Raw genomic sequence first — 24,655 nt, 5'->3', positions numbered from 1 at the left:
CGGAATGCGGATCGTGCAGGCTGTGCCCCTGCTTCTCTTCGTCTCGGCGCTCACCTTCTTCCTCCAGCTGTTCATTCCGGGTGACGCCGCCCGGTCCATCGGAGGGCTGACCGCCTCACCCGAGTCGATCGCCGAACTGCGCCACACCCTCCACCTCGACCAGCCGGTCTGGGAGCGCTACTGGGCCTGGCTGGGCGACGCGGTGCACGGCAACCTCGGGCGGTCGATCAGCAACAACGAGGCGGTCGCCGGCACGCTCAACACCCGCCTCGGCGTGACGCTCTCCCTGGTGATCGCGACCACCCTGCTCGCGCTGCTCATCGGAGTCGTGCTGGGTATGACAAGCGCTCGCGGCGGCCGCACCACGCGGCTCGCCGCGGACTCCGCGTCCATCGCCGGCATGACCATCCCCGCCTTCTGGGTCGGTCTGCTGGGCATCTGGATCTTCAACACCCAGTTCGGCCTGCTGCCCGCGAACGGATACGTGTTCTTCGGGACGTCCGCCGGCGGCTGGGTGCGCTCGCTGCTGCTGCCGGTGGCCGCCCTGGCCTTCGCCCTGGTCACGGTGATCGCCAAGCAGACGCGGGAGCAGTTCGCCGACGTGCTGAACCGGGACTTCGTGCGGAACCTGCGGGCCAACGGCGTCAGCGAGCGGTCGATCCTGTTCAAGCACTCTCTGCGGCACATCTCCGTCACTGTCCTGACCGTGGCGGGCAACAACCTCATCGGCCTCCTCGGATCGGCCGTGGTGATCGAGGAACTCTTCGGCCTGCCCGGTCTGGGCAGCGCAGCGGTCACGGCCGCGTCCAGCGGTGACATTCCGGTAATCCAGGGAGTAGCGGTGTACTTCACCCTCATCGTGGTCGGACTGAACCTCCTGCTCGACCTCGCCATCGGCTGGCTCAACCCACAGGCGGTGGCCGCATGAGCACACAGGAGACACAGGAGACATCAGAGGCATCGGAGATATCGATGGCGAAACCCGGGCGCCCTGAACCTGGGCATTCCGAGCAGGTGGAGAATGCTCCGGTCTCCCCGGTCTCCCCGGTCTCCCCGGCTTCCCCGGCCTCCGCCCCGGCGCGCCCACCGCATGTGTCCCTCCCGCGCCGTGTCCTGCGCCGACCGCGCATCGTGGTTCCGGCCGTGATCCTGGTCCTGGAGCTGATCGCGTCGTTCGGCGCCCGGTGGCTCGCGCCGTACCCGCCGCAGCAGGCGGACTTCGGCGCGGCGCTGACCGGGCCGAGCGCGCGGCATCTGCTCGGCACCGACCGGCTCGGCCGCGACGTGCTGTCGCGTCTGATGTACGGCGGCTCGGACATGTTCCGGGAGATCGCGATCGCCGTGGGGATCACCCTGGTGATCGCGGTTCCCCTCGGCCTGGTCGCCGGCCTGCGCCGGGGCCGTGTCGACGCGGTGCTGATGCGGCTGGCCGACGTGGTGATGTCGATCCCCGGCGTCATTCTGCTGCTGATCGTGCTGGCCCTGTTCTCGCAGAGCATGACCGCGGCCATGGTCGTGATCGGCCTGCTGTCGATCCCCGGCATGATGCGGGTCGTCCGGTCGGCGTCGCTGACGGTCGGCCGGGAGACCTATGTCGCCGCGGCTCAGGTGTCCGGGCTCAGCACCTGGCGGGTGGCCCGCCGGCACGTGCTGCCGCGGATCACCGGCCTGATCCTGGTGAACGCGGCGCTGGCGTGCGCGAACACCCTGCTCATCGCGGCCGGCCTGAACGCCATCGGCCTCGGTGTCAAGCCGCCCGCTCCTTCCTGGGGCGGCATGATGGCCGACGCCGCGCAGACGCTGAACGACAGCCTCTGGCTGGCCATCCCGACCGGCGGTCTCGTCGCCGTCACGGCCGCGGCGCTGATCGTCCTCGGCGACGGCCTGCGCGACATGCTCGCCGAGCGCTGGTCCGGCGCGTCACACGCGACGCCGACCCGGCGCCGCAGGACATCCGCCCCGGCGGTGGCCGCCGCGAAGGTACTGGAGTCCGACGACGCCTGGCTGCTGGCGGAGCCGGATCCGGTCGTACGGCTCACCAGGGTGACCGTCACCGCGGACACCGCGCAGGGTGAGGCCGATCTGATCAGCGACGTGAGCCTGTCCGTGGGGCAGGGCCGCAGTGTGGGACTGGTCGGCGAATCCGGGTGCGGCAAATCCATGACAGGGCTGGCGGTGCTCGGCCTGCTGCCGACCGGGGCCCGCGTCTCCTCGGGCACGGTCGAGATCGACGGCACCGACGTCGGCTCGTTCCGGGCAGCTCAGTGGCGTGCACTGCGCGGCGGCACCATCGCCTTCATCTCGCAGGAGCCCATGGTCGGCCTCGACCCTCTGTTCACCATCGGCAACCTGCTGCGCGAGGCCGTGCGCACCCACGAGAAGCTCTCCCGCAAGGAAGCCACGCTCCGGGCCCGTGAACTCCTCGCCCAGGTGCAACTCCCCGATCCGGACCGGGTCCTGAAGCTGCGCCCGTCGCAGATCTCGGGCGGCATGGCGCAGCGCGTCTCCATCGCCGTGGCGCTGGCCGGGCGCCCGCGTATCCTCGTCGCCGACGAACCGACCACCGCGCTCGACGTCACCGTCCAGCGCGAGATCGTCCAGCTGCTGCGCACGATCCAGCGGGACACGGGCATGGCCCTGCTGATGATCAGCCACGACTGGGACGTCATCGCGGAGGCATGCGACACCGCCCTGGTCATGTACGCGGGCCAGGTGGTGGAAGCTGGTCCGACGGACCGCGTCATGACCGCGCCGACGCACCCGTACACGCGCAAGCTGCTCGCGGCGAACCCGCGGCTGGCGACGGTGGGCGAGCCCATCCCGACCATCCCCGGCACTGTGCCGCCCCCGGGGCAGTGGCCCGTCGGCTGTCACTTCGCCGACCGGTGTCCCGATCGTGTCTCCCAGTGCACAGAGGCGCCGATCGTCCTCGTGCAGCCCGATGACCTGGGTGTCGCCCGCTGCATCCTGGCAGGGGAAGAGCTGGAGGTGTCTTCGTGAGCACGACCGAACGGCCGCTGCTCGACATCCGCGATCTGTCGGTGTCCTACCACCGTCGTGGCAAGGGCACTCCGGCCATCCGGGACGTGTCCCTGGACATCCGGCCGGGCGAGACCGTCGCTCTGGTCGGGGAGTCCGGTTCCGGCAAGTCCACCTTGGGCCGTGCCGTGCTCGGTCTGACGGCCGCCACGCGGGGCACGATCCTGTTCGACGGCCAGGACATCACCCATGCCGTCGGTGCCCGGCGCAGGGAGCTGAGCAAGAGCATCCAGGCCGTCTTCCAGGACCCCAACGGTTCTCTCAACCCGGCGCTGACCGTGGGCCAGACCCTGGCCGAACCGCTTCTGGTGCATTCGCGGGACGAACGGTCCGTGGTCCTTGAGCGGGTACGGGAGGTGCTGGCGCTGGTGGGGCTGCCGGCCGAGGCCGCCGACCGATACCCGCGCCAGTTCTCCGGAGGCCAACGGCAGCGGATCGCGATCGCCCGGGCCCTGGTGATGTCGCCGAAACTCATCGTGTGCGACGAGCCGGTCAGCGCGCTCGACCTGTCGGTCCAGGCACAGGTCCTGAACCTCTTCACCGATCTCCAACGGGAGACCGGCGTCAGCTACCTCTTCATCTCCCACGACCTCGCCGTAGTACGGCATCTCGCCCAGCGGATCGTCGTCCTGTACCGCGGTGACGTCGTGGAGAGGGGCACGACCGAGGACGTCTACGCCGCCCCGGAGCATCCCTACACACAACGGCTACTGGCGGCGGCCGGGGTCGACAGCGCCCCGACTCCCGCCGCCCGCTGACGCGCGCGGTCCCCAACTCCCGTACACGGAGGTCCACATGCAGCAGTTCGACGGCCGTTTCGGCGTCACCAAGCCCCCGGAGAAGTCCGGTTTCAGCGCGGAACGGCTGGGGCGGATCGCCGAGTTCTTCGACCGGCAGACGGAACTCGGGGTCATCCCGGGCTGGTCGGCGCTCGTGGCCCGCCATGGAGAACCCGTCTACGCGGCGGGCGGCGGCCTCCGGGACCTCGAACTCGGACTGCCGGTCGAGCCCACAACCCTGTGGCGCCTCTACTCCATGACGAAACCGGTGACGTCGGTCGCTGCCATGATGCTGGTGGAGCGGGGTCTGCTCGGACTCGACGACCCGGTCAGCGCGTACATCCCCGAGTTCGCGGACATGGCGGTGTACGACGGCGGGTCGCCGGGGAGCGTACGGGTCCGCCCGGCAGCTCACCCGGTGACCGTGGGCCACCTGCTCACGCACACCGCCGGGCTGACCCTCGGGCTGGCCCACATGGACCCGGTGGACGCGCTGTACCGCCAGGCGGGCCATGACGTGCTTCCGCTGCCGGGTACGACCCTCCAGCAGATGTGTGCCGATGTGGGCGGCCTGCCACTGCTGTTCGAACCGGGCACCGCGTGGAACTACTCCCTCGGCGTCGACGTACTGGGCCGGATCATCGAGGTCTGCAGCGGCGAGACCCTCGACAGGTTCATCGAGATGAATGTGCTCGGCCCGCTGAAGATGACCGACACGGCCTTCTCGCTCGCGCCCGAGCGCGTGACGGACCTGGCGGAGGTCTACAGCCCGGAACCCGAGTCGGGCCGGCTCGCCGTGAACCAGGAACTGCACCGCACCTTCCGGGAGCCGGCCCAGTTCCCGTCCGGCAGCGGTGTCCCCGGACTGGTGTCGACCCTGGAGGACTACCACCGGTTCGCGACCATGCTCGTACGCGGCGGTGAACTGGACGGCGAGCGGCTGCTCGGCCCCCGGACGCTCGCGCTCATGACGACGAACCACCTGCCCGGGGACGCCGATCTGAACTCCTTCGGGCGGTACCCCGACGACGAGCATCGCGGCTGTGGGTTCGGGCTGGGCTTCTATGTCGTCACGGATCCCGTGGTCGCGGGTTCGTTCGGCAACAAGGGGGAGTTCGGCTGGTCCGGTGCGGCGAACACCCACTTCTTCGTGGACCCGGTCGACAGTGTCACGGCCGTGTTCTGCACCCAGGTCGTCACATGGGGCAAGCACCGAACGCCCGTCCGCCGTCAACTGCGAAACCTCGTGTACCAGGCCATGACCATGTGAGAGGTCGTCGAGTTGCGCAAGATCATCGACCAGCACGGCACGTGAGGTCGATCTGCCCTGTGACACAGGGGGCGCCGTCGTCCCGGAGCACGGAGACGTCGAGCGTCACCCGCATCCCTGAGTCGCAGGGCGCCACCGTACGCACGGTGGCGTTCCAGGTGAGCGGTTCGCCGGCCACGGCGGTCGCGACGTTGCGCCAGCTCACCGACTCCAGGCAGGCGTCGGGCCCGGCCCACTCCAGCGCGTACCGGGTGAGCGTCTGACCGTGCAGCGTCGACTGCACGACCACGTCGGAGAAGCCCTCGGACGCGGCGAACCCGGCGTCGTAGTGGATGCGGTGGGAGTTCCACGACACGGCGCTGAACCGGAACAGCTGCAGCCTGCTGTGGGAGTACCGGCGCGGTGGGCAGACATCGCCGACGGCGGCAGGAGTGTTCACGCGGTGGCTCTCTTCGGGAGGGCGGCCAGGACGACGACCGTCTCGTCCACGGCGGTCAGTTCGGTCCCGTCCGGCGAGGTGTAGCGGGTGGTGAGGCCGAGGAGTACGAAGTCGCCGGACCGGCCGTGCTTCCGCTCGGCCGAGGTGACCGCACGCGACGCTGTGACCCGGGTGCCCGCGAGCGGGGCCCGGGTCAGGCGCACCGCCTGTCCGCCGTGCACCTGGCGCACCGGGAGGCCCTGGGTGCAGGGTGACTCCCTGACGGCCAGGCCGTCCGGCCGCAGCTCCTCCTCGGCGGGCCCGTCCTCCCAGCTCATGGTCGCCGCGAGGAAGAGTGCCGGAGCCTCGACCGGTTGCCCGGACGCCTCCCGGTCCCGCGCCCGCCGCAGATAGCCGAGGTCGTCGACCGCCGCCGCGTACCGGCAGAAGTCCTTGACGGTCACCGTGCCGCAGTCCTCGTCCTCCCACCGGCCGATCAGGCCACGGGCCCGGGACAGCACGTCGTCCAACACGCTCACAGGGCCGCCCGCAACGCCCGGCCGATGCCCAGACCCGCCGCGCGCAGCGCGCTCGCGTGCGCCGCGGCGTCCACCCGGTAGGTGGGAGCGGTGATGGACAGCGCGCCCGCCGGAGCGTCCTGACGGCCGAAGACCGGTACGGCCATGCTCATGTAGCCGAGCCGGATCTCCTCCGCCTCGGTGGCGATGCCCTGCTCCCGGATCCGCTCCAGCTGACCGCGCAGCAGACCGGGTGAGGTGATGGTGTGGCGCGTGAACGGTTTCAGCCCGTTCCTGACCACCTCACCGAACAGGGTGGCGGGGGAGAAGGCGAGGATCGCCTTGCCGGTGGCGGTGCAGTACAGCGGAAGCCGGCCTGCCACCCGGGACTCCTCGCTCAGCCCCCGGTGGGGCAGGATCTTCTCCAGATAGACGACGTCGAGCCCGTCGTGGATCGCGAAGTGGATGGTCTCCCGCGTGGCCAGCAGAAGGTCCTCCATGTACGGCTGGGCCACCTCGCGCAGGATCCGCTGCCGGTGCACCCGCTGCCCGATCTCGAACAGCCTCAGCCCGAGCCGGTAGTTGCACCCCGCTCTCTCCAACAGCCCCCAGACGACCAGCTCCTGACAGAGCCGGTGCACGGTGGCCTTCGCCACGCCCGTACGACGCACCAGGTCGGCGAGGGAGAGGGAACTGTCGTCGACGGTGAACGCCTCGAGGATGGGCCGGACCTTGCCGAGGACGGAGTTCATCGGGTCGGGAAAGGGAGAGACAGGCGCATCCGCGGACGCGGAGGGCGATTCGGCGTGGTCGATCGGGATGACGGTCATGGCAGGCACCTCACGACGATTTGGAGAGAAACGCCAGGCTGAGCGGGTTGTAGAGATCGGCCTTCTCGTGCTGCGGCCAGTGCCCGCACTCATTGAAGACCTCAAGGCGGGACCCGGGAATCGCGGCGGCGATCGCCTCGGCCTCCGGGACGTCGCCGAGCGGGTTCTTGTTGCCCCAGACCACCAGGGTCGGGGCCTTGATCCGCGCCATGCGGTCGGGGCGGAGCAGATTGCGCTCGCGGGCCTCGACCTCCTGCAACGCCAGCAGGTTGTGCAGGTTCTTCTGGAAGTCGGGGTGGTGGTAGATCTCGTAGCGGACCTGCGTCAGCTCGTCCCCCAACTCCTCGTCCCACTCGGCCCACAGCAGCCGCAGCCGGTCCCGGGTGTAGGAGATCTCCTCGTTGACGGCGGCGGCCCGGGTGGAGGTCTTCAGCCGCTCCATCACCGCCGGGTTGACCTTCGTGCCGCCCATGCACAGCAGTTGCAGGGAGGCGACCCGCTCCGGGTACTCGCTAGCCGCCCAAGAGCCCACCCAGCCGCCCAGCGACTCGCCGACCAGGTGCGCGCGTTCGGCGCCCACCGCGTCCAGGTAGGCCATCAAGTGCTCGACGTAGGTGGGTATTTCACCCGGGCGGTCCGGCTTGCCGGTGTAGCCGTGGCCGAGCATGTCGATGGCGTGGCAGCGGTAGCCGGCCGAGGCGTGCGCCGGGATGTTGCGGACGAACGCCTCCAGATGGCCGGTCGTGCCGTGCAGGAAGACGACGTGCTCGCCGTCCTCGGGGCCGGCCTGGAGGGCGCGGGTGGTGACGTCGCCGGTCTCGACGTACGCGTGGCGGTAGTCGATGCCCGACAGTTCGGTCCAGATACTCATGACTGCCCTTCCTGGGGGTGTGCGGGGTCGAGGACGGCGACGGCCATCCCGGTGAGCCACTCGGGCATCGGCTCGTACGCCAGCCGGCGGCCGGGCACGTGGTCGAGCACGGCCGACATCAGCAGCCAGGTACGCAGCTCCTGCGCCCCGTTGCCCGCGACCTTCTCCAGCTCCTCGGTGGAGTACGCGGTGATGTTCCGTATCTCGCCGCGCGAGACGAGGGACAGGAACTCCTCGTCGAACTCGGGGTTGAGCGAGGCCTCGGCGGCCCGGATGATCTCGCGGCGCCTGACGTCGTAGTCCTGCCAGTTCTCCCGGCCGTTCAGCCAGGCGCCGACCATGAACTCCTCGTCGTCGCCCTGCGGTTCACGCCAGTCGGGCCAGGGCAGCCGGTGCGAGAGCCCGCCCGAGCCGACCACGGCGACGCGCCGGTCGCCGGGGAAGGCCAGTACGGCGTCCCGGATCGCCCGGCCCAGTTCCTCGCAGCGCGTGAGCGTGGGCAGGGGAGGGGCGAAGACGTTCACGACGATCGGTACGAGGTCCACGTCCAGGCCCTCCAGGAGGTACTGGATGGCGTGCGACTGGCCGTGGTCGATCTGGAGGCGGGCGGAGAAGGCGGGGTCGAAACCGCCTTCCTCGACAAGGGAGTTGGCGAGGTGCCGGGCGAGTGGGATGTCGACCGGCTGCGGGCCCTTCGGAGTACCGGACTCGCCGCTGGCCACGCACTCGCCGACGCCGATGGTGAAGCTGGGGATCAGGTCGAGCCAGAAGCCCCGGAAGTGGTTGGAGCCGACGAGGATCACCGTGTCGGGACGGGCCGCGGCGAGCGCCTCGCGCGCCTCGGCGAGCGCGTCCCGGAACCGCTCGGCACGGTCCTTGAGGAAGGTCTCCTCCCAGTGGGTGTTCATCAGCGTGCTGTGCGACGCGCCCACACCCAGGACGATCTCGGTCATGCCGGTTCTCCTTCGGACTCCGGCTCCAGTTCGGCGCGGGAGCGGGTGACGGTGTCGACGGCTGTACGGACCAGATGGCGCGTGAGCCGCTCCATGGCCCGTACGGAGACGGTGTTCATGCCGCGGGCGAAGTCGATGTCGAACGGCGTCTCCGCCTCGCTCACCTTCGGCATGCCGACACGGACCGTGGGGATGCCGCGTCCGCGCAGGATGTTGGCGTCGGTGGCGCCGCTGTTGCCGAGGATCGCCTCGTGTCCGCGGCCCTCGAACGCCGCCCAGGCGGCCGTGGCACTGCGGGTGATCCAGTTGTCCGGTGCCGTACGTGTCCCGGGGATGGCCAGGACCATCTCGGCCGTGACATCGAGGCCGGGCAGCTTGTCGCGGATCGCGTCGAGCGCGGCGGCGAACTCCCGCTTGGCGCGCATCGGCGTGGTGTCGGGGCCGATGCGCAGGTCCACCATGAGGGTGCAGGCGGCCGGGGTGACCGCCGCCATCCGGGGCCAGCCGCCGCGCACCGACGAGACGATGCCCTGCGGGGCGACCGTGCCGACGGTGTGCCGCTCGGCGTACTCGACGAACCACTCCTCCAGGTGCCGGACGACCTCTCCGGCGCGGGCGATGGCGTTGTCGTAGGGCAGCCGGTGGCGCGAGCCGACATAGGTGTGTGTGCCGCGGACCGTGACCTCGAACCAGACGAGGCCCACCTCGTCCCACGAGACCGTCCAGCCGGGCTTGGCGATGACCGCGTAGTCGGTCCACAGGCCCTGCTCCAGGAGGAACGAACAGCCCGCGCCCTGGCCGGTGTTGCGCCTGACGCTGCCCGGCCGGGCGTTGGTGGGCATGCCGCCCGCGCCGAACGCCGCCACCAGATCGCCCGTGAGCGGGATTCCGGCCAGCGCGATCGCCTCGGCGGCCATCATCACGCAGGCGGCGTGCCCCTTCGGGTTGGAGGCCCCCAGACCGACGACCAGGTCGTCGTACACGGTGGCCCTCGGGCGCATGTCGTCCCGCAGCTCCGGCCCGATCCAGGGGAGATCCTCGTTCTCCTCGCCCACGGTCAGGGTGTCGATGGGCGCGTACAGCATCAGGTCCGGGCCGGTGCCGTCGCCGTCGAGCCGGGCCCAGGCGTTGGCCTGCCGGTCGTCGAGGGGCTGGACCGCGGCCCGGCAGCCGGCCGCTTTCAGCGTGTCGGCGATGTACGTGGCGAGCGGGGCCTCGTCACCGGTCGGGGACGGGATGTCGACGAGCCCGGTGATCAGGTCGCGCAGCCGGTCGGCGGTGACGTGTTTCCAGGCCTCGGCGGCCCAGGCGGCCCGCTTGTCGTCCAGGCCCGCCAACTCGCCCGCGGCGCTCACTGGTTGATCCTGTGGACCTGGGTCATGGTGGTGCGCTCGAAGCGCTTTTTCGCGAGCGGGAGCCCGATCGCGATCCCGGCGCCGATCAGCAGAGTGAGCAGTGTGCGGCCCATGGTCAGGCCTCCTTACCGTCGGTGCCCGTCGCGGCCAGCTTCTTGCCGTACTCCTCCTCGCTGAGATTCCGCCAGGCGGTCAGCGAGATGTCGGGCCGGTAGAGCTTCTCCGGGGGCGCGTCCGTGATGTCGACCATCCAGGCGTCCTGGCCGGAGAACTGGCCGTGGAACAGCCAGCGGATCGCGCCCAGGTACTTGCCGTAGAAGCGCAGGGTGTCCCAGCCCTCGGTGAAGTTGACCATCACGCCGACATAGCGGTGGTTGTCCTCGTCGACCGGGACGTAGAACTCGTAGTGGATGAAGTTCGGGTAGGCGATGCGCAGTACACCGGGCATCGACAGGGACGCGAAGCCGGGGAACTCCTGGGCCTCGATCGTCGGGTTGATCTTGTCGGCCTTGCCGGTGTTGCCGATGTTGAAGGTTTCCTTCGGCGGCTGGAACTTCCACCAGCGTTTGTTGGTCCAGCGGCCGACTCCCGGGAACTCCGCCTCCCAGTAGACCTCGTCCTGCACGCGGAAGATCCAGCGGCCCTTGGGCACGATCCGTGTGATGTTCCAGGTCGGCATGGGTTTGAACAGCCGCCACAGGGCCGTGCGGTGCAGGTACTTGGCGTGTCCCTCGTCGAAGCCGTTCTCGCAGGCGAAGCGCCAGTTGCCGCTGCGCGGGTCGATCCGGCCGCCCATCACGAAGGCGTTGGAGACGAGCTCCTCCGGCAGCTGCGAGTCGATCGGGTGCGGCTCCTCGTCGGCGAGGGGGATGTACACCCACACCATGCCGAGCCGCTCCTCGACGGAGTACGTACGGACCGACACCTTGCCGGTCAGCCGGCAGCCGGGCCCGTCGGTGATGACCGCGGCCAGCTTCCCGGTCGGCAGATCGAAGGTCCAGCCGTGGTACGGGCAGCTCACCGTGCCGGGGAACTGCTGGTCGCCCTCGGACAGCGGCACCCCGCGGTGCGGGCAGCGGTTGTGCAGCGCGTACGCCGTGCCGCCGTCCCGGATCAGGGTGATCTTCTCGCCGCAGATGGTGAACGGGAGCGGTTTGTCCGTGATCTGGCTGGACCAGGTGACCGGATACCAGTAGCCGCGGAAACCCGCTCCGGCCGCGTCGTAGTGGGGCCACGACTTCCAGTCCTGCCGGCCGGGCTCCGCGGGTCTGCGGCGGCTCCGGACAGGGGGTGGTGCGTCGGGCGAGTCCTCGACCGTCATCGTGCGTGTCCTCCTGCTGCCGGGTGAACGGTGATTGCGAGCATGCGGTCGACGAGGGATCCGTCCAAGGGACCTGTCTCGCTGAGCAGACCGCACCGATCCGGGCAGTGGGGCCGGGCCGCGGACCCGGCCGTGACCTGCGAGTCCCGCTCAGCGGACCTTCGTCGATGCGTCCTCGGCATCCCGCGTTCTACGGTGCGCCAATTCCAGGGCCCCACTCCGACGACTTGCCGCAACCCCTGAGGTGCCCCATGCAGACACCGTTCAGCACCCGACGCTTCCTCGCAGGCCCCGCAGCTCTCACCGCCGCGCTGCTCGCGCTCACCGCGTGCGGCGCCGGCACCACCGACTCGACCGCCGCCGGCAACGACGCCGCGGGTCCCACGATCCGCATCGGCGTCGGCATCGACGCCTCGTACGCGCCCTTCTTCCTCGCCGACGCCGAAGGGCTGTGGGCCAAGCACGGCGTCGACGTGCAGCTCGTGCAGTTCGGGCAGGGCAGCGAGGGCGTCAACAACCTGGTCGCCGGGCAGGTGCAGATGTCCGGGAACTCGGACACCACCACCATCAGCATGCTCCAGCAGTCCCCCGACCTGCGGTCCCTGCTGGTGTACGAACAGTCCGGGAAGTATCTGAAGGTCGTGCTCGGGCCGAAGGTCACGTCCCCCTCGAAGATCCGCAAGATGGCCATCGCCCCGGGACTGTCCGAGATGGCGGCGACCCGGTTCCTGGAGTCGAAGAACATCGACCCGAAGTCGGTCGAGTTCGTCACCGCCGACCCGCCGGAGATCCCCGCCCTGATGCAGAAGGGCGACGTCGACGCGTACGTGCTGTGGGAGCCGTGGCCCACCAAGGGCGTCGAGCAGGGCGGCAAGGTCCTGGAGAACACCGGCGCCTACGGGCTGACGTACGCCCAGTGGCTGCTCACCAAGTCCGACTGGCTGAAGTCCAACACCGACACCGCCGTCAAGGTCGCCGAGGCTCTGGAGGAGGCGGCACGGCTGACCGAGTCCGATCCGCAGACGGCGGCCGAGGCGACCGAGAAGGCCGTGAAGGTCCCGGCGGCGCAGACCGTGACCGCGATCAAGGAGATCGACTTCGGTGTACGTGATTTCACCGACGCGGACCTCAAGGGGTACCAGAACACGGCCCAGTTCGTCCTCGACAGCGGCAATGTCAAGGCGAAACCCGATGTCACGGCGGTCGTCCAGCGCGGCTGGTTCACCGACAACGTGAAGGGATCCTGATGACGAAGGCCATCGAGACCGACCGCCCCGAAGCCGGTCTCGGCGACGGACGCGGCGCGGCCCTGTGCGCCGAGGGCGTCGGCATCCGCTTCGGCTCCTTCGAGGCCGTCCGGGACATCTCCCTGGACATCGACGCCGGTGAGTTCCTCTGTCTGCTCGGTCCGAGTGGCTGCGGCAAGTCCACCCTGCTGTCCGCCATGGCAGGCTTCACCACCGTGGACTCGGGCAGCCTCACGGTCGGCGGCGCGCCCGTCTCCGGCCCCGATCCCGACCTCGGCATGGTCTTCCAGAGCAGCGAGGCCCTCTTCGACTGGATGACGGTCCGACAGAACGTGGTGTTCGGGCCGAGGATGCGCGGCCGCTCCCGCGCGGTGCAGGCGCGGCTGGCCGACGAGTACCTCGGCCTGGTCGGGCTGCGGCACTGCGCGGACCGGTTTCCGGGCCAGTTGAGCGGCGGCATGCGCCAACGCGTGCAGATCGCCCGGGTGTTGGCCAACGAACCGAACGTCGTACTGATGGACGAGCCGTTCGGCGCGCTCGACGCGCAGACCCGGCAGGTCATGCAGGAGGAGACCGACCGCATCTGGCGCGCCTCGGGTTGCACCGTCGTCTTCGTCACCCACGACATCGACGAGGCGATCCTGCTGGCCGACCGCATCGCGGTGATGACCGCGGGCCCGGCGGCTTCCGTCAAGTCCGTCTATCCGGTGGACCTTCCCAGGCCCCGGGAGGAGTCCGACCCGGCCGCCCTGGAGCTGCGCCGCGCCCTGCGGCAGGACATCGGCGAAGAGGTACGCAAAGCCCTGCGCGACCAGGGCCTCGACCCGGAGGGGGACGCACGATGACCGTCGTTGCGGCGGGCGCCACCGCCACGGGTACTGATCGCCGCGCGATCCGGACGGGCGTACGGACACTGCGCACCGCCGGCGTCTACATCCTGTCCGTCCTCGCCGGCGTCGGCATCTGGCAACTGCTGGCGATGCGGTACGGCCCCTCGCTGGTCGCCTCCCCGAGCCAGACCCTGTCCGCCGCCCGGGAGCTGGCGAGCGACGGCACCCTCACCAACTCGATCATCGCCTCCAGCCGCCGCATCCTGATCGGCTGGGGACTCGGCGTGCTGGTCGGGGTCCCGGTCGGCCTGCTGGTGGGCCAGATCAAGGTCGTACGCCAACTCCTCGACCCGTACATCGAGTTCTTCCGTTTCATCCCGCCCATCGCCTTCGTGACCCTTGCCGTGGTGTGGCTCGGCATCGGGGAGTCGTCGAAGGTCGTCCTGATCTTCTACACGGCCGTCTTCATCGTCACCCTCAACACCAGCGCCGGGGTGATGGCGGTGAACGAGTCGAAGCTGCGGGCGGCGGCCAGTCTGGGCGCGAGCCGCCGGCAGATCCTTCTGGGGATCGTGCTGCCGTCGACGGTTCCGCACATCGTCACCGGGGCGCGCCTGGCCATGGGCAACAGCTTCCTGACCATCGTCTCCGCCGAGATCGTCGCCGCCCAGGTCGGGCTCGGTTCGCTGATCTGGACCTCCCGCAACTACGGGCGGATCGACTGGGTCTTCGTCGGCATCATCACCCTGGGCATCCTGGGGTTCGTGTTCGACCGGGTGCTGCGGATCGTGGCGTCCCGGGTCCTGCTGCGATACGGAGTGAAACTGTGAGTTCCGGGACATCCCGTGCCCTCCTGCTCGACCGGTTCGGCTCGCTGCCGCGCCCGGTGGAGCGGCCCGTTCCGGAGCCGCAGCCCGGCCACACCCTCGTACGGATGCGGGCGGCGCAGGTGGCCCACCTCGATCTCAACGTCGTGGACGGCAAGTTCGGGATCCTGCCCGACCTTCCGGCGGTCCCCGGTACCACCGGCTGCGGAATCGTGCTCGCCTCGGACACCCACCCCGAGGGCAGCCTGGTCCGGCTCGGCGGCAAGGGCCTGGGGATGCGGCGGGACGGCTGCTGGGCGGAGCACGCGCTGGTGCCGGACGCGGCGGTGCAGGCGGTTCCGGAAGGCACCGACCCGGCGCTGGCATGCAGCTACTTCTCCCCGGCGGGCACGGCCTGGGCGGCCGTCCATGTGGTCGCCGACGTCCAGCCGGGGGAGCGGGTGCTGGTGACCGGAGCGGCGGGCGCGGTCGGATCCCTGACCGTGCAGGTCGCCGCGCGGGCCGGGGCCGAGGTGATCGGCGTGGTCGGCCGCCCCGGCAAACTCGACCACGTCCCGGCCGCCGCCAAGCCCCTGCTGGCAGCGGACCTGTCGGCCGAGTCGGTGGGCGGCCCGGTCGACGTCGTCATCGACACGGTGGGCGGCCCGGTCCTGCGGGACGCCCTGCCCCTGATACGCCCCCGCGGCCGTGCCGCCCTGGTCGGCTACACCGCGGGCCGTGAGTTCACCGTGGACCTCGCGGACTTTCTCCTCGCGGACGTCTCCCTGCTGCCGGTCAACCTGATGACCCGGGGCAGTGAGGTCAAGGCGGACGCGGAACGGCTGCTCGGCGAACTGCGCACGGGGGAACTGACCCTGCCGATAGAGCGGTACGGCCTCGACGGGCTGGAGGAGGCGGTGGGCCGGCTTCGCAGCGGGGAGGCGATCGGCAAGGTGGTGCTGGAGCTGGGCTGACCCCGGCCCGAGGGCGCTGCCGGCCTTCCAGGGCGGGCAGCGCCCTCGGGCCGGACCTGTGCGAGACGCGGCCGACGGAGTCGATGAGACCGATGTTCACGGCGTCGGGCCGGTGGTGTTTGCCCCGTACGTCCCAGGGCTCGATGTCCTCCAGGAGCTCGGGCACTTCGGCGTGCGAGGTCGTCGTCCGGGAATCGTGTCAGAGGGGTACGACATCGCCGTCCTGCGGCGGGATCACCACCGCATGGCCCCGGCAGCACACCACACCCTCCGGCCCGCAGCGCTCCACCAGGTCGAGGGTGATCTCCCCGCCGGCGGGGTCCACCGACCGCACTTCGCCCGTCACCACCAGGCGATCACCGGCGTACGCGGGCGTCCGGTTCTGCCAGCTCACCTCCCGTACCCGGCCGCCCGGGCCCACGAACTCGGCCGCGGCGCGGTGGAAGAGACAGCCGTGCAGCTGCGCCATGACGACCGGCCCGGCCAGCCCCTCGGAGCGGGCGAACTCGGTGTCGTAGTGGATGCGATGGGCGTTGCGGGTGACCGCACCGAACCGCAGCAGGGTGACGGCGTCCGGCGTCAGCTCGACCGGCTGTACGGACTGGACCTGATCGGTCATCGCACGATGAACCTTTCTGTGACCTCGACCAACGTGCCCTCCTCCGTGCCGTACACCTTCTCGACCGTCAGCAGCAGGAACCCCGTGCTCTTGCGCTCGACGGCCGTCACGGCCCGCCGCATTTCGATCCGGTCGCCGACCCGCACCTCGCCCAGCCAGCGCACATGCTGGCCGCCCGCCATGAGGCGGACGTCGAGGCCGTCGGTGCCGGGGACCTCGTCCCGGTACATGCCGTCCGGCCGGAACTCCGCCGGATCCGCGCCGGGAGCAGCGCGCAGCAGACTCACCGCGTACATCGGATGGACGATGAAGTCGGCCCGGCCGGGATCGATCAGCCGCAGGTCGCTCTCCCCGGCCGCCCGCGCGAACTCGGCCGCGTCCTCGGCCCGTACGACCCCGAGCGGCCGCCGTTCCCAGAGACCGATCAACGCCCGGGCCCGTTCCTCGGCCGACTCCCACGCGGACATCCGCGGCCTCCCCTCACTCGGTCGTGCCCGGGGGACGGTAGACGTACGTGGCGCACGACGGCCATGGACCCGGCCCGCTCAGCGGACCGATCCGCTTGGGCGGGTCAGCACCGCTGTCACAGCATCGGGGGATGGACCTCATGGACATCCAGGCGCCCCCGGAGGGCACCTACGCGGAAGCGGACGGCGTCAAGTACCACTACGTCGAGCTGGGGGAGGGCAGTCCCACCGTCTTCCTGCACGGCGGCGGCCCCGGGTGCACCGGCTGGTCCGACTTCGGGCAGGTGGCACCTCTGTTCGCCGCGGACCGCCGGTGCCTCCTCGTCGACATCCTGCAGTACGGGAAATCCGCGAAGCCCGTCATCGAGGGCCCCATGTGGGACTACCACGCGGCAAAGACCGTGGCACTCCTCGACACCCTCGGCGTGGAGCGCGCCGACTTCGTCTGCAACTCGTGGGGCGGCACGATCGCGCTCAACCTGGCTGCCAAGTACCCCGAGCGCGTACGGTCGTTGGTGATCACCGGCAGCATGCCCGTCTTCCACGGCCCGCTCGCCCCACTCCCGGAAGGCGGCCGTCGCGGACGCAACGCCCGCGACGTGTACTACGGCGGCTCGGGCCCGTCCTGGGAGAAGATGCGCGAGCTGATCGCGCGTCTGGAGTGGTACGACGCCGACGCCGTCCCCGACGGCACGGTGACGCTCCGCTTTGAGCAGAGCCTGGACCCCGAGGAGACCGCGCTGGCCGGCGCCTCCGACAACCCGCGCGGCGACTGGCAGGACCTCACCGTCGAACTCGGCCTCATCGCCGCGCCGACGCTCTTCCTGTGGGGCATGTACGACGCGTTCCTGACCCCGGACTACCCGCTGATGCTGGCCCGCATGGTCCCCAGGGGCAATCTGCACATCATGAGCGAGGCCTCCCACCATCCGCAGGAGGAACGGCCGTACGACTACCACAGCGTGGTCACGGGCTTCCTGAACCAGCGTTGAGTTCCGCTCGGAAGCAGTGATCAATCTGCGGGCCGGTGGGGGTTGATCGCGCAGTTCCCCGCGCCCCTTTCGGGGCGCGGTACTGCACCGGGGTCCACACAGGCCGCTTGTATCCGACAGACCCTCCCGGAGGAAACGTGACCGAGCCGGCTCCGCGTGTTGTTGAACTGTCCAGCCCGTTCGCCCGTTTCGCGGGCCGGCTGCTCGTCGGGCTCGGTCACGAGGTCGTGTTGGTCGAGCCCCCGGAAGGCGACGAGACCCGCCGGGAACAGGGCGGTGACGCGTTCGTCCACTGGCACGCCGGGAAGCGCTCGGTGACCGTCGACCTCGCCGCGCCCGACGGAACCGCACAGCTGCGCCGACTGCTGCGGGGCGCCGACATCCTGCTCGACGGCACCCCGCACGGCGCGGAGGCGGCCGCCGGGGGACTCGATCACCTCGTACACGTACGCGTCACCCCGTTCGGGCTGGTGGGGCCCCGCAGTGACTGGCAGGGCACCGACCTCGTGGTGGCCGCCCTCGGCGGGATGCTCGCGCAGGTCGGCGCCCCCGACGGTCCGCCGCTGCGCCTCCCGGAGAACCAGGCAGAGCAGCTCGCGGGCGTCAACGCGGCGATCGCCGCCCTGCTCGGCCTGCGCGCACGGCGCCGCGGACCGGGGCAGCTCATCGACGTCTCCGCGCAGGCGTGCGTGGCAGCGGCCCTGGAGGCCGGAACCCTCGCCTACCTGCACGAGGACCGGGTCCCGCCGCGCCCGGGCAGCGTGCATCCGCTGGTCCCGCACGGGCTGTTCCGCGCGGTCGACGGGCACCTCGGCGGAGGGCTCGGCGGCAGCCCCCGCATGTGGGACGCGCTGCTCGACTGGCTGCGCGAGGAGAACGCGGACGCCGACCTCGCCGAGCCGCGCTGGCAGGACCCGGTCGAACGCAAGAAACACCAGGACCACGTCTTCAAGGTCGTCCAGGACTTCGTGGGCACCCGGCCGAAGGCCGAGTTCGCCCGGCAGGCCCAGGCCAGGAAGCTGCCCTGGGCCGCCGTCGACCTGCCCCACGAACTGCCGGACAACCCGCAGCTCGCCGCCCGCGACTTCTTCACCCGGGTCACGACACCCGAGGGGGAGCGGACCGACCTCGGTTTCCCCTTCGCGTTTCCCGAAGGCCGCCGCAGGACGGAACTCGTCGTGCCAGGCTTGGGCGACGACCAGAGCCTGCTCGACGATCCGCTCCGCGCGACATGTACGACACCGGCGCACGACGAGCCCGTACGGCGGCCCGCCCTGGACGGCGTCCGCGTCCTGGACCTGACCTGGGTGCTCGCCGGCCCGTACTGCACCAAGATCCTGGCCGACCACGGCGCAGAAGTGATCAAAGTCGAGTCCGCGGGCCGACCGGACCCCACGCGGTTCGCACCCTTCATGCACCTGTCCCGGGGCCCTCACACGGACCCGAACACCAACGGCTACTTCAACGAGGTCAACCGGAACAAGCGGAGTATCGCCCTGGACACCCGCACCGAGGAGGGTGTCGCCGTACTCCGCGACCTCATCGCCCAAAGCGACGTCCTCGTCGAGAACTTCAGCTCCACGGTCATGACCAAGCTCGGCCTGGGACACGAGGCGCTGCGCGCGATCAACCCGGACATCGTGTACGTCAGCATGTCGGGCTTGGGGCACACCGGTCCGCGCAACGGCTGGGTGTCGTACGCGGACACCGTGTCGGCGAGTTCGGGGCTGACCGGACTGACCGGCTGGGGACCGGACGACGTGGTCGGGGTGATCTACGGCCACGGAGACATCGTGGCGGGCCTCCAGGCGGCGCTGGCCACGATCGCCGCGCTGGAACACCGCGCCGGAACCGGACGCGGCCAGCACATCGACCTGTCCCAACTGGAGGCGATCACGGCCCACATGGGCACCAGCCTCCTGCGCGGGACGACGGCGGGGCCGGCCGGAAACAGCCACCCGACATGGAGCCCGCAGGGCGTGTACCGGTCCCTGGGCGCCGACCGCTGGCTGGCCGTCAGCGTGCGCGACGACACCGAATGGGCGGCCCTCTGCGAGGTCATCGGCCGCCCCGAACTCGCCACCGACGAGAGGACCCGTACCGCCGAGGCACGAAGGCGTGAATCCGCACTGGTCGACGCCGCGCTCGGCACCTGGGCCCGCACGATGTCCGCCGACGCCGCCGCCGAACTGCTCCAGACGCGCGGCATCCCCGCCGGAGCCGTACAGGACGGCCGCGAACTCGTCGAACACGACCCGCAGTTGCGGGCCCGCGGCTTCTACGTCTACAAGGAGCATCCGGTCGCGGGAGCCTTCCTCCACGAGGGTGTGCCGATCACCCTCACGCGCACACCTGGCGGCATCCGCGAGCCCGCGCCCGTACTCGGCGCCGACACCGACGCGGTACTGCGCGACGTGGCGGGACTGTCCCCGGAACGGATCCAACATCTGCGCGCCAACGGTGTGTTGAGGTGATTGAGCAATCGGGAGTCGAGGCGAACGGACACCCCGGTGCCGTGGTGGACGCCATGACCGTGCCGGGCCTCCTGGCCTCAGCCGCCGAGGAGTTCGGCGACCGGGTCTTCCTGCGTGTGGGAGACGTGACCCGGACGTACCGGCAGTCCCTCGGGGCGGCGGCGGAGACGGCGGGAGCCCTCGTGGCACGCGGCTGCCGGCCGGGCGACCGCGTCGCCGTCATGGCAGGCAACCGGATCGAGTTCGTCGACCTGATCCTCGGCTGCGCCTGGCTCGGCGCGGTCCTGATACCGCTGAACACCGGCCTGCGTGGCCAGGGCCTGAGGCACGTCCTGCGCGAGGCGGAACCGTCGTTCCTGCTCGCGGAGGCCGGGCCGGCGGACCGGGCCGTGGAGGCCGGCTTCCGCGGCACGCTGTGGGTGCTGGGGGAGGAGGCCGTCCCGGTGCCGGGCGAGGCCCCCGCGGTCCTGCCGACACCTGCCCGCCCGGACGACACCGCATTCGTCCTGTTCACCTCGGGAACCACCGGGACCCCGCGCGGCGTGCGCTGTCCCCACGCCCAGACCGTCTGGTGGGGCCGCAACGTCGCGGACTCGCTGCGCCTCACCGCCGACGATGTGCTCCACACGTGCCTCCCGCTGTTCCACACCAACGCCCTCAACACGCTCGCGCACGCCATGACCGTGGGCGCCACCTGCGTCATCGGGGAGCGGTTCTCCGCCACGCGGTACTGGGACCAGGTGACCGAGGCCGGGGCCACCGCCGTGTACCTGCTCGGCGCGATGGCGCCCATGCTGCTGGCGCAGCCGCCCGGCAGGCACGACCGCGGGCACCGTGCCTGGCGCGGCCTGTCACCGGCCACTCCCGTCTCCGCCTGGCAGCCGTTCCGCGAGCGCTTCGGCGTCACCCTCGTCGACGGTTTCGGCTCCACGGAGACGAACCTCGTCATCGGCTCGACCCCGGAAGCCCAGCGCCCCGGCCGCATGGGCACATTGCGCGACGGTTTCTCCGCCCGCGTGGTCGACGAACACCTCGCTCCCGTCCCGGACGGCACAGCCGGAGAGCTGGTCGTCCGCAGCCATCGGCGATTCGCCTTCTCCACCGGCTACTTGGGCGACCGCGACCGACATCCCGACTCCTGGCGACGTACGGGCGATCGGGTGATCCGCGAGCCCGACGGCTCGTACCGCTTCGTCGACCGGGTCAAGGATGTCATCCGCCGCCGCGGCGAGAACATCTCCTCGTACGAGGTGGAGTCGGCCGTCCGTTCGCATCCCGCGGTCGCCGATGTGGCGGCCTTCCCGGTGGCTTCGGAACTGGCGGAGGACGAGGTCATGGTGGCGGTGCTCCCGCGACCGGGAAGCGTCCTGGACCCTCACGACCTGGTACGTCACTGCCGGCGTGAGCTGCCCACCTTCGCCGTGCCCCGCTTCATCGAGACCGTCCCGGAACTGCCGCTCACCGAGACCGGCAAGGTCCGCAAGACCGTACTGCGCGAACGGGGCGTCACCGCCGCCACCTGGGACCGGACCGCAGGGGTCAGTCCAGTTGTGCGGCCACGGCCCGGGTGATCGCCCGGGTGATGCGCAGGATGCCGGGGGAGCGGACCGGGCAGGGCCTGGGCGTCGTGGTGGTGGGGACCAGACAGAAGTGCAGGTAGTCGTCGTCGATGTGCAGGGCGGTCCGGCCGCTGCCCGGCTGGGTGCAGTACGCCGTGTGCTCGCGTTCGTACGCGGTGCACGGAAGGTACTGGCTCCACGTGTAGCGGGCCGAGGCCGGGCTCACCGCCTTGCCGGCGTCCGCGAGCAGGTCCCCGGAGGCGGCGGCCTGCCGCTCGTAGACGGCGTTGACGCGGCGGACCCGGTCGGGCGTCATGGGGTCCGGACCCTGGAGCACCCAGACGACCTTCGGCCGGTCCCCGCCCGCCGCGCCCGCGATCTGGTCGGTCAGTCGCCGAGCGTCGGCGGTGTACCGCGCGAAGTACTTGTCCCGCGCCTTGTCATGGGTGATGCCGTCCATGCACGGCGTGTAGCCCCACGCGTTGCCCCAGAACTGCAGCACCACGAAGTCCGGCCGCAGCGTACGCACCAGTGCGGCGGCCTTGTCCTTCGGCGGTACGAGCGAGTCCTTGCCCGTGCCTTCCAGGTAGTCGCAGAGAGTGGTGCCCGAGTACGGGGCGCTGGTGTAGCGGGCCTTCAACTCGTCGCGCATCAGGCCGCCGAGGACCTTCTGGTTCTCCATGGCGAGGGAGTCGCCGAGGTAGAGGACGGTGGGGCGGGCGCGCTGTGAGGGTGCCCCGGCCCCGGCGCTGGCTCCGGTGCCGGCCTCGGTGTTGGGCTCGGTCTCGGTGTCGGTCTCCGCTCCGGGGGTGGCGGCCGGCCGCTGATGCGTCGTCGAGGATGCCTTGGGCGCCGAGGGGACGGGCGGCGCCGCGGACTCGGGGCCGGACGAGGGGTCCCCGCACGCGCCGAGCAGCAGTAACCCGGCCAGTACCCCGACCATCCACGGCTTGCGCATACGGCAACTCCCGCCCCGGCCACCGAAAACGGCCCCCAGACAAGCACAGCGGGACCCAAGGGGGAAGAGCCGTTCAGGCCTGTGCCCTCGGAGCAGTACCCGTCACAAAGAGCTGACCGCACGCTCCAGGGCATCGGCCACCCGGTCCGTATCGGCCTCTGTCGTACGCCAGTTGCTGAACGCGGCCCGCATCGCGTGTGTCCCCTCGTAGAAGGTCGGCGTCATGAACGCCTCGCCGGATTCGGCGACGGCCCGGCCCAGCGCGTGCACCCGCTCCCGGGTGGGGTCCCCGTCGAGCGTGAAACAGACGACGTTCAGGCGGACCGGCGCCAGCAGCCGCAGGCCCGGTGCGTCGGTGATCCGGTCACCCAGGCGCCGGGCGAGCGCGATGTTCCGTTCCACGATCTCCCGGTGTCCTTCACGGCCGTACGCGGCGAGTGAGAACCAGGCCGGGAGCGCGCGAAGCCGGCGTGAGTTCTCGGGTGTCAGGTGGACGAAGTCGGGCTCCCCGGTGGGCAGTCCGAGATACGGCGACGCGTTGTGGAAGACCCGCACCTGGAGATCCCGGTGGCGGGTGAACTGCACGGCCGCGTCGTAGGGGACGTTGAGCCACTTGTGAAGGTCGACGCAGACCGAGTCGGCGGCGTCGAGGCCCTCGGTCAGATGCGCGTGCTCCGGGGACAGCGCGGCGAAACCGCCGAAGGCGGCGTCCACGTGCAGCCAGAAGCCGTACCGCTCCTTGAGCCCCGCGATCGCCCGCAGGTCATCGAAGTCCACCGTGTTCACGGTCCCGGCATTGGCCACGACGACGGCAGGCCGCCCGTCCAGCTCGTCGAGCGCCTCGGCCAGCCGCGCCACGTCGACGGCTTCCCGCCCACCGGGCAGCACCGGCACCGTACGCAGCCGGTCACGGCCGATGCCCAGGACGGACAGGGCCTTGGGAATGCTGGAGTGCGGGCTGCCGGACAGCACGTCGACCGGTCCGAGCGCGGCGACACCCGCCTCGGACACGGAAACGCCCAGACGCTCGCCCAGCCACTCCCGCGCGAGGGCCAGCCCGACGGTGTTCGAGACGGTCGCACCGGTCACGAACGCGCCGCTGTGCGCCTCGCCCAGACCGAACAGTTCGCGCAGCCAGCCCAGCGTCTCGTGCTCCAGCGCGGTCGCCGACGAATCGCCGGAGCCGGTGGCGTTCTGGTCGTACGCGCTGGTCAGCCAGTCCCCGGTGAGAGCGGCCGGGGTCGCGCCCCCGGTCACGAAACCGAGATAGCGAGGGCCCGCGGAGGCGGAGAACCCCGGCGCCCACCGCTCGGCGAACCGCGCGAGAGCGCCCTCGGCACCCGCGCCCCCGGCCGGCAGCGGCTCGGCGTCCGGAGCCTTGCCCAGGTGGGCCACGGGCCGCGCTTCGAGCCCCGACACCTCACGGGCGGCGAAGTCACGGGCGGACTGGAGGAGTTCGGGGAGCCGGGAGAGATCGTCGGCGAGTACGCGGTCCATGAGCGGCAGCGTAGGCAGGCCACCCCACGGAAATCCCGGTCCAGTCGGGGGAAACTGGCCCTTTGCCGGCTCTTGCCGACCTCTTGTCGGCCTTTTGTCGGACCCTCGTCCCCTTGTCGGACCCTCTTCACCGTGAACGCCGCAGCGCGCCCCGCTGCCGGGTGCCCCGGTCGGGCGGGGCCAGGACCTTCTCCGCCGCGGCGATGAACTGTCTGCGGGCGTCGATGAGGTCACTGTCCGCCTGACCGTTCCGCACGAGGCGGTCGTCGAGATCCAGCCGCATGCGCCAGACGTCCGCGTGCCGGACGGCCGCCGCGTGGACGGTGTCGGCCAGCTCGCCCATCGGCGCGGGGCCGGTGATGGCGACGTTCGTGGCCGCCCGACTCAGCGCGCCCAGGGCGGCCACGGTCGGCTCCCACAGCCCTCGATGCTCGTCCTCGCTCCGCCATTCCAGAGCCACGCGGGCCTCGATGACCGCGTTGATGTTCTGCCGGAACGCCTCACACTCGTCGAGCACGGCCGCGAAGGCGGCACGCCGCTCGTCACGCAGACGGTGCCGGACCTGGAAGGTCTCCTGCTCCTGTGCCTGCCGACGCGAGGACCTGGCATGGAGCAGCGGTCCGGTCAGCCCGGCGGCCAAGGTCCCCCCGATACCGAGGGCGGTCGCCCAGATGACCGTGTTGGCTTGGTCCATGCCGCACATCATGCCGCCGCCACACCCGACAATGGCCGAACTTGACCGATTGATACGGCAGTTGAGCGTCCACGGGGTCGGTCACGCACCCGGTGCCGCGGGAGCCGACGCACGGAAAGAGCTGGCGACGACCCCTGCGGGCGTCGGCCGGGTGGAGCTCCACCGTCCAGGTGTGGCGCCCACC

General features: G+C 70.8%; 23 protein-coding genes. 11 read left to right on the top strand and 12 right to left on the bottom strand.

Annotation, left to right across the window (positions count from 1 at the left end; genetic code table 11):
- Positions 1–4: 4 nt before the first annotated feature.
- The 4 genes from ACIBEI_RS18110 (at position 5) to ACIBEI_RS18095 (ending at position 5,088) form a co-directional block, all read left to right on the top strand.
- Positions 5–928, top strand: coding sequence for an ABC transporter permease (locus ACIBEI_RS18110; protein ID WP_398890266.1), 924 nt, complete (start codon positions 5–7; stop codon positions 926–928).
- Between the two features lie 86 nt (positions 929–1,014).
- Positions 1,015–3,000 (top strand): dipeptide/oligopeptide/nickel ABC transporter permease/ATP-binding protein, encoded by a 1,986-nt coding sequence (locus tag ACIBEI_RS18105; protein WP_398889821.1) that lies wholly within the window; start codon positions 1,015–1,017, stop codon positions 2,998–3,000.
- The gene (locus tag ACIBEI_RS18100; protein ID WP_398889819.1) at positions 2,997–3,797 is read left to right on the top strand and encodes an ATP-binding cassette domain-containing protein; all 801 of its coding nucleotides are present in this window, start codon (positions 2,997–2,999) and stop codon (positions 3,795–3,797) included. The genes ACIBEI_RS18105 and ACIBEI_RS18100 overlap by 4 nt, the downstream gene beginning before the upstream one ends.
- A gap of 37 nt (positions 3,798–3,834) precedes the next feature.
- Positions 3,835–5,088, top strand: a complete 1,254-nt coding sequence (locus tag ACIBEI_RS18095) for a serine hydrolase domain-containing protein (RefSeq protein WP_398889817.1) — start codon at positions 3,835–3,837, stop codon at positions 5,086–5,088.
- 22 nt (positions 5,089–5,110) lie between these two features.
- Here the strand turns inward: ACIBEI_RS18095 and ACIBEI_RS18090 are convergent, their stop codons facing one another.
- The 7 genes from ACIBEI_RS18090 to ACIBEI_RS18060 all read right to left on the bottom strand — a co-directional run bounded on the left by ACIBEI_RS18090 (position 5,111) and on the right by ACIBEI_RS18060 (position 11,354).
- Positions 5,111–5,527 (bottom strand): acyl dehydratase, encoded by a 417-nt coding sequence (locus ACIBEI_RS18090; protein ID WP_398889815.1) that lies wholly within the window; start codon positions 5,525–5,527, stop codon positions 5,111–5,113.
- Positions 5,524–6,045 carry a MaoC family dehydratase N-terminal domain-containing protein gene (locus ACIBEI_RS18085; protein WP_398889813.1) on the bottom strand — a complete coding sequence of 174 codons (522 nt, stop codon included), beginning with the start codon at positions 6,043–6,045 and terminating at the stop codon, positions 5,524–5,526. The genes ACIBEI_RS18090 and ACIBEI_RS18085 overlap by 4 nt, the downstream gene beginning before the upstream one ends.
- Positions 6,042–6,854, bottom strand: coding sequence for an IclR family transcriptional regulator (locus ACIBEI_RS18080; RefSeq protein WP_398889811.1), 813 nt, complete (start codon positions 6,852–6,854; stop codon positions 6,042–6,044). The genes ACIBEI_RS18085 and ACIBEI_RS18080 overlap by 4 nt, the downstream gene beginning before the upstream one ends.
- Before the next feature lie 10 nt (positions 6,855–6,864).
- Positions 6,865–7,725, bottom strand: coding sequence for an alpha/beta fold hydrolase (locus ACIBEI_RS18075; RefSeq protein ID WP_398889809.1), 861 nt, complete (start codon positions 7,723–7,725; stop codon positions 6,865–6,867).
- Positions 7,722–8,678: a catechol 1,2-dioxygenase gene (locus tag ACIBEI_RS18070; protein WP_398889807.1), complete on the bottom strand. Its 957-nt coding sequence runs from the start codon at positions 8,676–8,678 to the stop codon at positions 7,722–7,724. Before ACIBEI_RS18070 ends, ACIBEI_RS18075 begins: the two co-directional genes overlap by 4 nt.
- Positions 8,675–10,033: a M20 family metallopeptidase gene (locus ACIBEI_RS18065; RefSeq protein ID WP_398889805.1), complete on the bottom strand. Its 1,359-nt coding sequence runs from the start codon at positions 10,031–10,033 to the stop codon at positions 8,675–8,677. Before ACIBEI_RS18065 ends, ACIBEI_RS18070 begins: the two co-directional genes overlap by 4 nt.
- A gap of 115 nt (positions 10,034–10,148) precedes the next feature.
- Positions 10,149–11,354 (bottom strand): Rieske 2Fe-2S domain-containing protein, encoded by a 1,206-nt coding sequence (locus ACIBEI_RS18060; protein ID WP_398889803.1) that lies wholly within the window; start codon positions 11,352–11,354, stop codon positions 10,149–10,151.
- A 251-nt stretch (positions 11,355–11,605) separates the two neighbouring features.
- Here ACIBEI_RS18060 and ACIBEI_RS18055 point away from each other — a divergent pair, with 251 nt between their 5' ends.
- From ACIBEI_RS18055 to ACIBEI_RS18040, 4 genes are read left to right on the top strand one after another with little or no spacing between them, the layout of a single operon-like run.
- Positions 11,606–12,601 (top strand): ABC transporter substrate-binding protein, encoded by a 996-nt coding sequence (locus ACIBEI_RS18055; protein ID WP_398889801.1) that lies wholly within the window; start codon positions 11,606–11,608, stop codon positions 12,599–12,601.
- On the top strand, positions 12,601–13,446 hold the full coding sequence (locus ACIBEI_RS18050) for an ABC transporter ATP-binding protein (protein WP_398889798.1): 846 nt from the start codon (positions 12,601–12,603) through the stop codon (positions 13,444–13,446). Before ACIBEI_RS18055 ends, ACIBEI_RS18050 begins: the two co-directional genes overlap by 1 nt.
- Positions 13,443–14,261, top strand: coding sequence for an ABC transporter permease (locus ACIBEI_RS18045; RefSeq protein ID WP_398889796.1), 819 nt, complete (start codon positions 13,443–13,445; stop codon positions 14,259–14,261). Before ACIBEI_RS18050 ends, ACIBEI_RS18045 begins: the two co-directional genes overlap by 4 nt.
- Positions 14,258–15,211 (top strand): zinc-binding alcohol dehydrogenase family protein, encoded by a 954-nt coding sequence (locus ACIBEI_RS18040; RefSeq protein WP_398889794.1) that lies wholly within the window; start codon positions 14,258–14,260, stop codon positions 15,209–15,211. The genes ACIBEI_RS18045 and ACIBEI_RS18040 overlap by 4 nt, the downstream gene beginning before the upstream one ends.
- Before the next feature lie 199 nt (positions 15,212–15,410).
- Here the strand turns inward: ACIBEI_RS18040 and ACIBEI_RS18035 are convergent, their stop codons facing one another.
- Both ACIBEI_RS18035 and ACIBEI_RS18030 read right to left on the bottom strand, forming a co-directional pair.
- A complete protein-coding gene (locus ACIBEI_RS18035; RefSeq protein WP_398889792.1) occupies positions 15,411–15,830 on the bottom strand; it encodes an acyl dehydratase in 420 nt (139 codons plus the stop codon).
- A complete protein-coding gene (locus ACIBEI_RS18030) occupies positions 15,827–16,297 on the bottom strand; it encodes a MaoC family dehydratase N-terminal domain-containing protein (protein WP_398889790.1) in 471 nt (156 codons plus the stop codon). Before ACIBEI_RS18030 ends, ACIBEI_RS18035 begins: the two co-directional genes overlap by 4 nt.
- Before the next feature lie 131 nt (positions 16,298–16,428).
- Here ACIBEI_RS18030 and ACIBEI_RS18025 point away from each other — a divergent pair, with 131 nt between their 5' ends.
- The 3 genes from ACIBEI_RS18025 (at position 16,429) to ACIBEI_RS18015 (ending at position 21,334) form a co-directional block, all read left to right on the top strand.
- The gene (locus tag ACIBEI_RS18025; RefSeq protein WP_398889788.1) at positions 16,429–17,289 is read left to right on the top strand and encodes an alpha/beta fold hydrolase; all 861 of its coding nucleotides are present in this window, start codon (positions 16,429–16,431) and stop codon (positions 17,287–17,289) included.
- A gap of 137 nt (positions 17,290–17,426) precedes the next feature.
- Positions 17,427–19,763: a CoA transferase gene (locus tag ACIBEI_RS18020; protein ID WP_398889786.1), complete on the top strand. Its 2,337-nt coding sequence runs from the start codon at positions 17,427–17,429 to the stop codon at positions 19,761–19,763.
- Positions 19,760–21,334 (top strand): AMP-binding protein, encoded by a 1,575-nt coding sequence (locus tag ACIBEI_RS18015; protein ID WP_398889784.1) that lies wholly within the window; start codon positions 19,760–19,762, stop codon positions 21,332–21,334. Before ACIBEI_RS18020 ends, ACIBEI_RS18015 begins: the two co-directional genes overlap by 4 nt.
- Here the strand turns inward: ACIBEI_RS18015 and ACIBEI_RS18010 are convergent.
- From ACIBEI_RS18010 to ACIBEI_RS18000, 3 genes are all read right to left on the bottom strand, one after another.
- Positions 21,303–22,280, bottom strand: coding sequence for an SGNH/GDSL hydrolase family protein (locus tag ACIBEI_RS18010; RefSeq protein WP_398889782.1), 978 nt, complete (start codon positions 22,278–22,280; stop codon positions 21,303–21,305). The genes ACIBEI_RS18015 and ACIBEI_RS18010 overlap by 32 nt on opposite strands.
- A 102-nt stretch (positions 22,281–22,382) precedes the next feature.
- Complete coding sequence (locus ACIBEI_RS18005; RefSeq protein ID WP_398889780.1) at positions 22,383–23,777, bottom strand: pyridoxal phosphate-dependent decarboxylase family protein; 1,395 nt, start codon at positions 23,775–23,777, stop codon at positions 22,383–22,385.
- Positions 23,778–23,904: 127 nt separating this feature from the next.
- Positions 23,905–24,471, bottom strand: a complete 567-nt coding sequence (locus ACIBEI_RS18000) for a hypothetical protein (protein ID WP_398889778.1) — start codon at positions 24,469–24,471, stop codon at positions 23,905–23,907.
- Positions 24,472–24,655: the final 184 nt, after the last annotated feature.

The sequence above is a fragment of the Streptomyces sp. NPDC050988 genome, from assembly GCF_044456225.1.
In the GTDB taxonomy this organism is placed as follows: Bacteria; Actinomycetota; Actinomycetes; order Streptomycetales; family Streptomycetaceae; genus Streptomyces.
This window is presented reverse-complemented; position numbering and strand designations above follow the sequence as displayed.

Bases quoted from the DNA above. Each gene is read 5' to 3' on its own strand.
- ACIBEI_RS18110 (WP_398890266.1), top strand. From the start codon at position 5: ATGCGGATCGTGCAGGCTGTGCCCCTGCTTCTCTTCGTCTCGGCGCTC.
- ACIBEI_RS18095 (WP_398889817.1), top strand. From the start codon at position 3,835: ATGCAGCAGTTCGACGGCCGTTTCGGCGTCACCAAGCCCCCGGAGAAG.
- ACIBEI_RS18080 (WP_398889811.1), bottom strand. From the start codon at position 6,854: ATGACCGTCATCCCGATCGACCACGCCGAATCGCCCTCCGCGTCCGCG.
- ACIBEI_RS18075 (WP_398889809.1), bottom strand. From the start codon at position 7,725: ATGAGTATCTGGACCGAACTGTCGGGCATCGACTACCGCCACGCGTAC.
- ACIBEI_RS18070 (WP_398889807.1), bottom strand. From the start codon at position 8,678: ATGACCGAGATCGTCCTGGGTGTGGGCGCGTCGCACAGCACGCTGATG.
- ACIBEI_RS18060 (WP_398889803.1), bottom strand. From the start codon at position 11,354: ATGACGGTCGAGGACTCGCCCGACGCACCACCCCCTGTCCGGAGCCGC.
- ACIBEI_RS18055 (WP_398889801.1), top strand. From the start codon at position 11,606: ATGCAGACACCGTTCAGCACCCGACGCTTCCTCGCAGGCCCCGCAGCT.
- ACIBEI_RS18050 (WP_398889798.1), top strand. From the start codon at position 12,601: ATGACGAAGGCCATCGAGACCGACCGCCCCGAAGCCGGTCTCGGCGAC.
- ACIBEI_RS18045 (WP_398889796.1), top strand. From the start codon at position 13,443: ATGACCGTCGTTGCGGCGGGCGCCACCGCCACGGGTACTGATCGCCGC.
- ACIBEI_RS18035 (WP_398889792.1), bottom strand. From the start codon at position 15,830: ATGACCGATCAGGTCCAGTCCGTACAGCCGGTCGAGCTGACGCCGGAC.
- ACIBEI_RS18030 (WP_398889790.1), bottom strand. From the start codon at position 16,297: ATGTCCGCGTGGGAGTCGGCCGAGGAACGGGCCCGGGCGTTGATCGGT.
- ACIBEI_RS18025 (WP_398889788.1), top strand. From the start codon at position 16,429: ATGGACCTCATGGACATCCAGGCGCCCCCGGAGGGCACCTACGCGGAA.
- ACIBEI_RS18010 (WP_398889782.1), bottom strand. From the start codon at position 22,280: ATGCGCAAGCCGTGGATGGTCGGGGTACTGGCCGGGTTACTGCTGCTC.
- ACIBEI_RS18005 (WP_398889780.1), bottom strand. From the start codon at position 23,777: ATGGACCGCGTACTCGCCGACGATCTCTCCCGGCTCCCCGAACTCCTC.
- ACIBEI_RS18000 (WP_398889778.1), bottom strand. From the start codon at position 24,471: ATGGACCAAGCCAACACGGTCATCTGGGCGACCGCCCTCGGTATCGGG.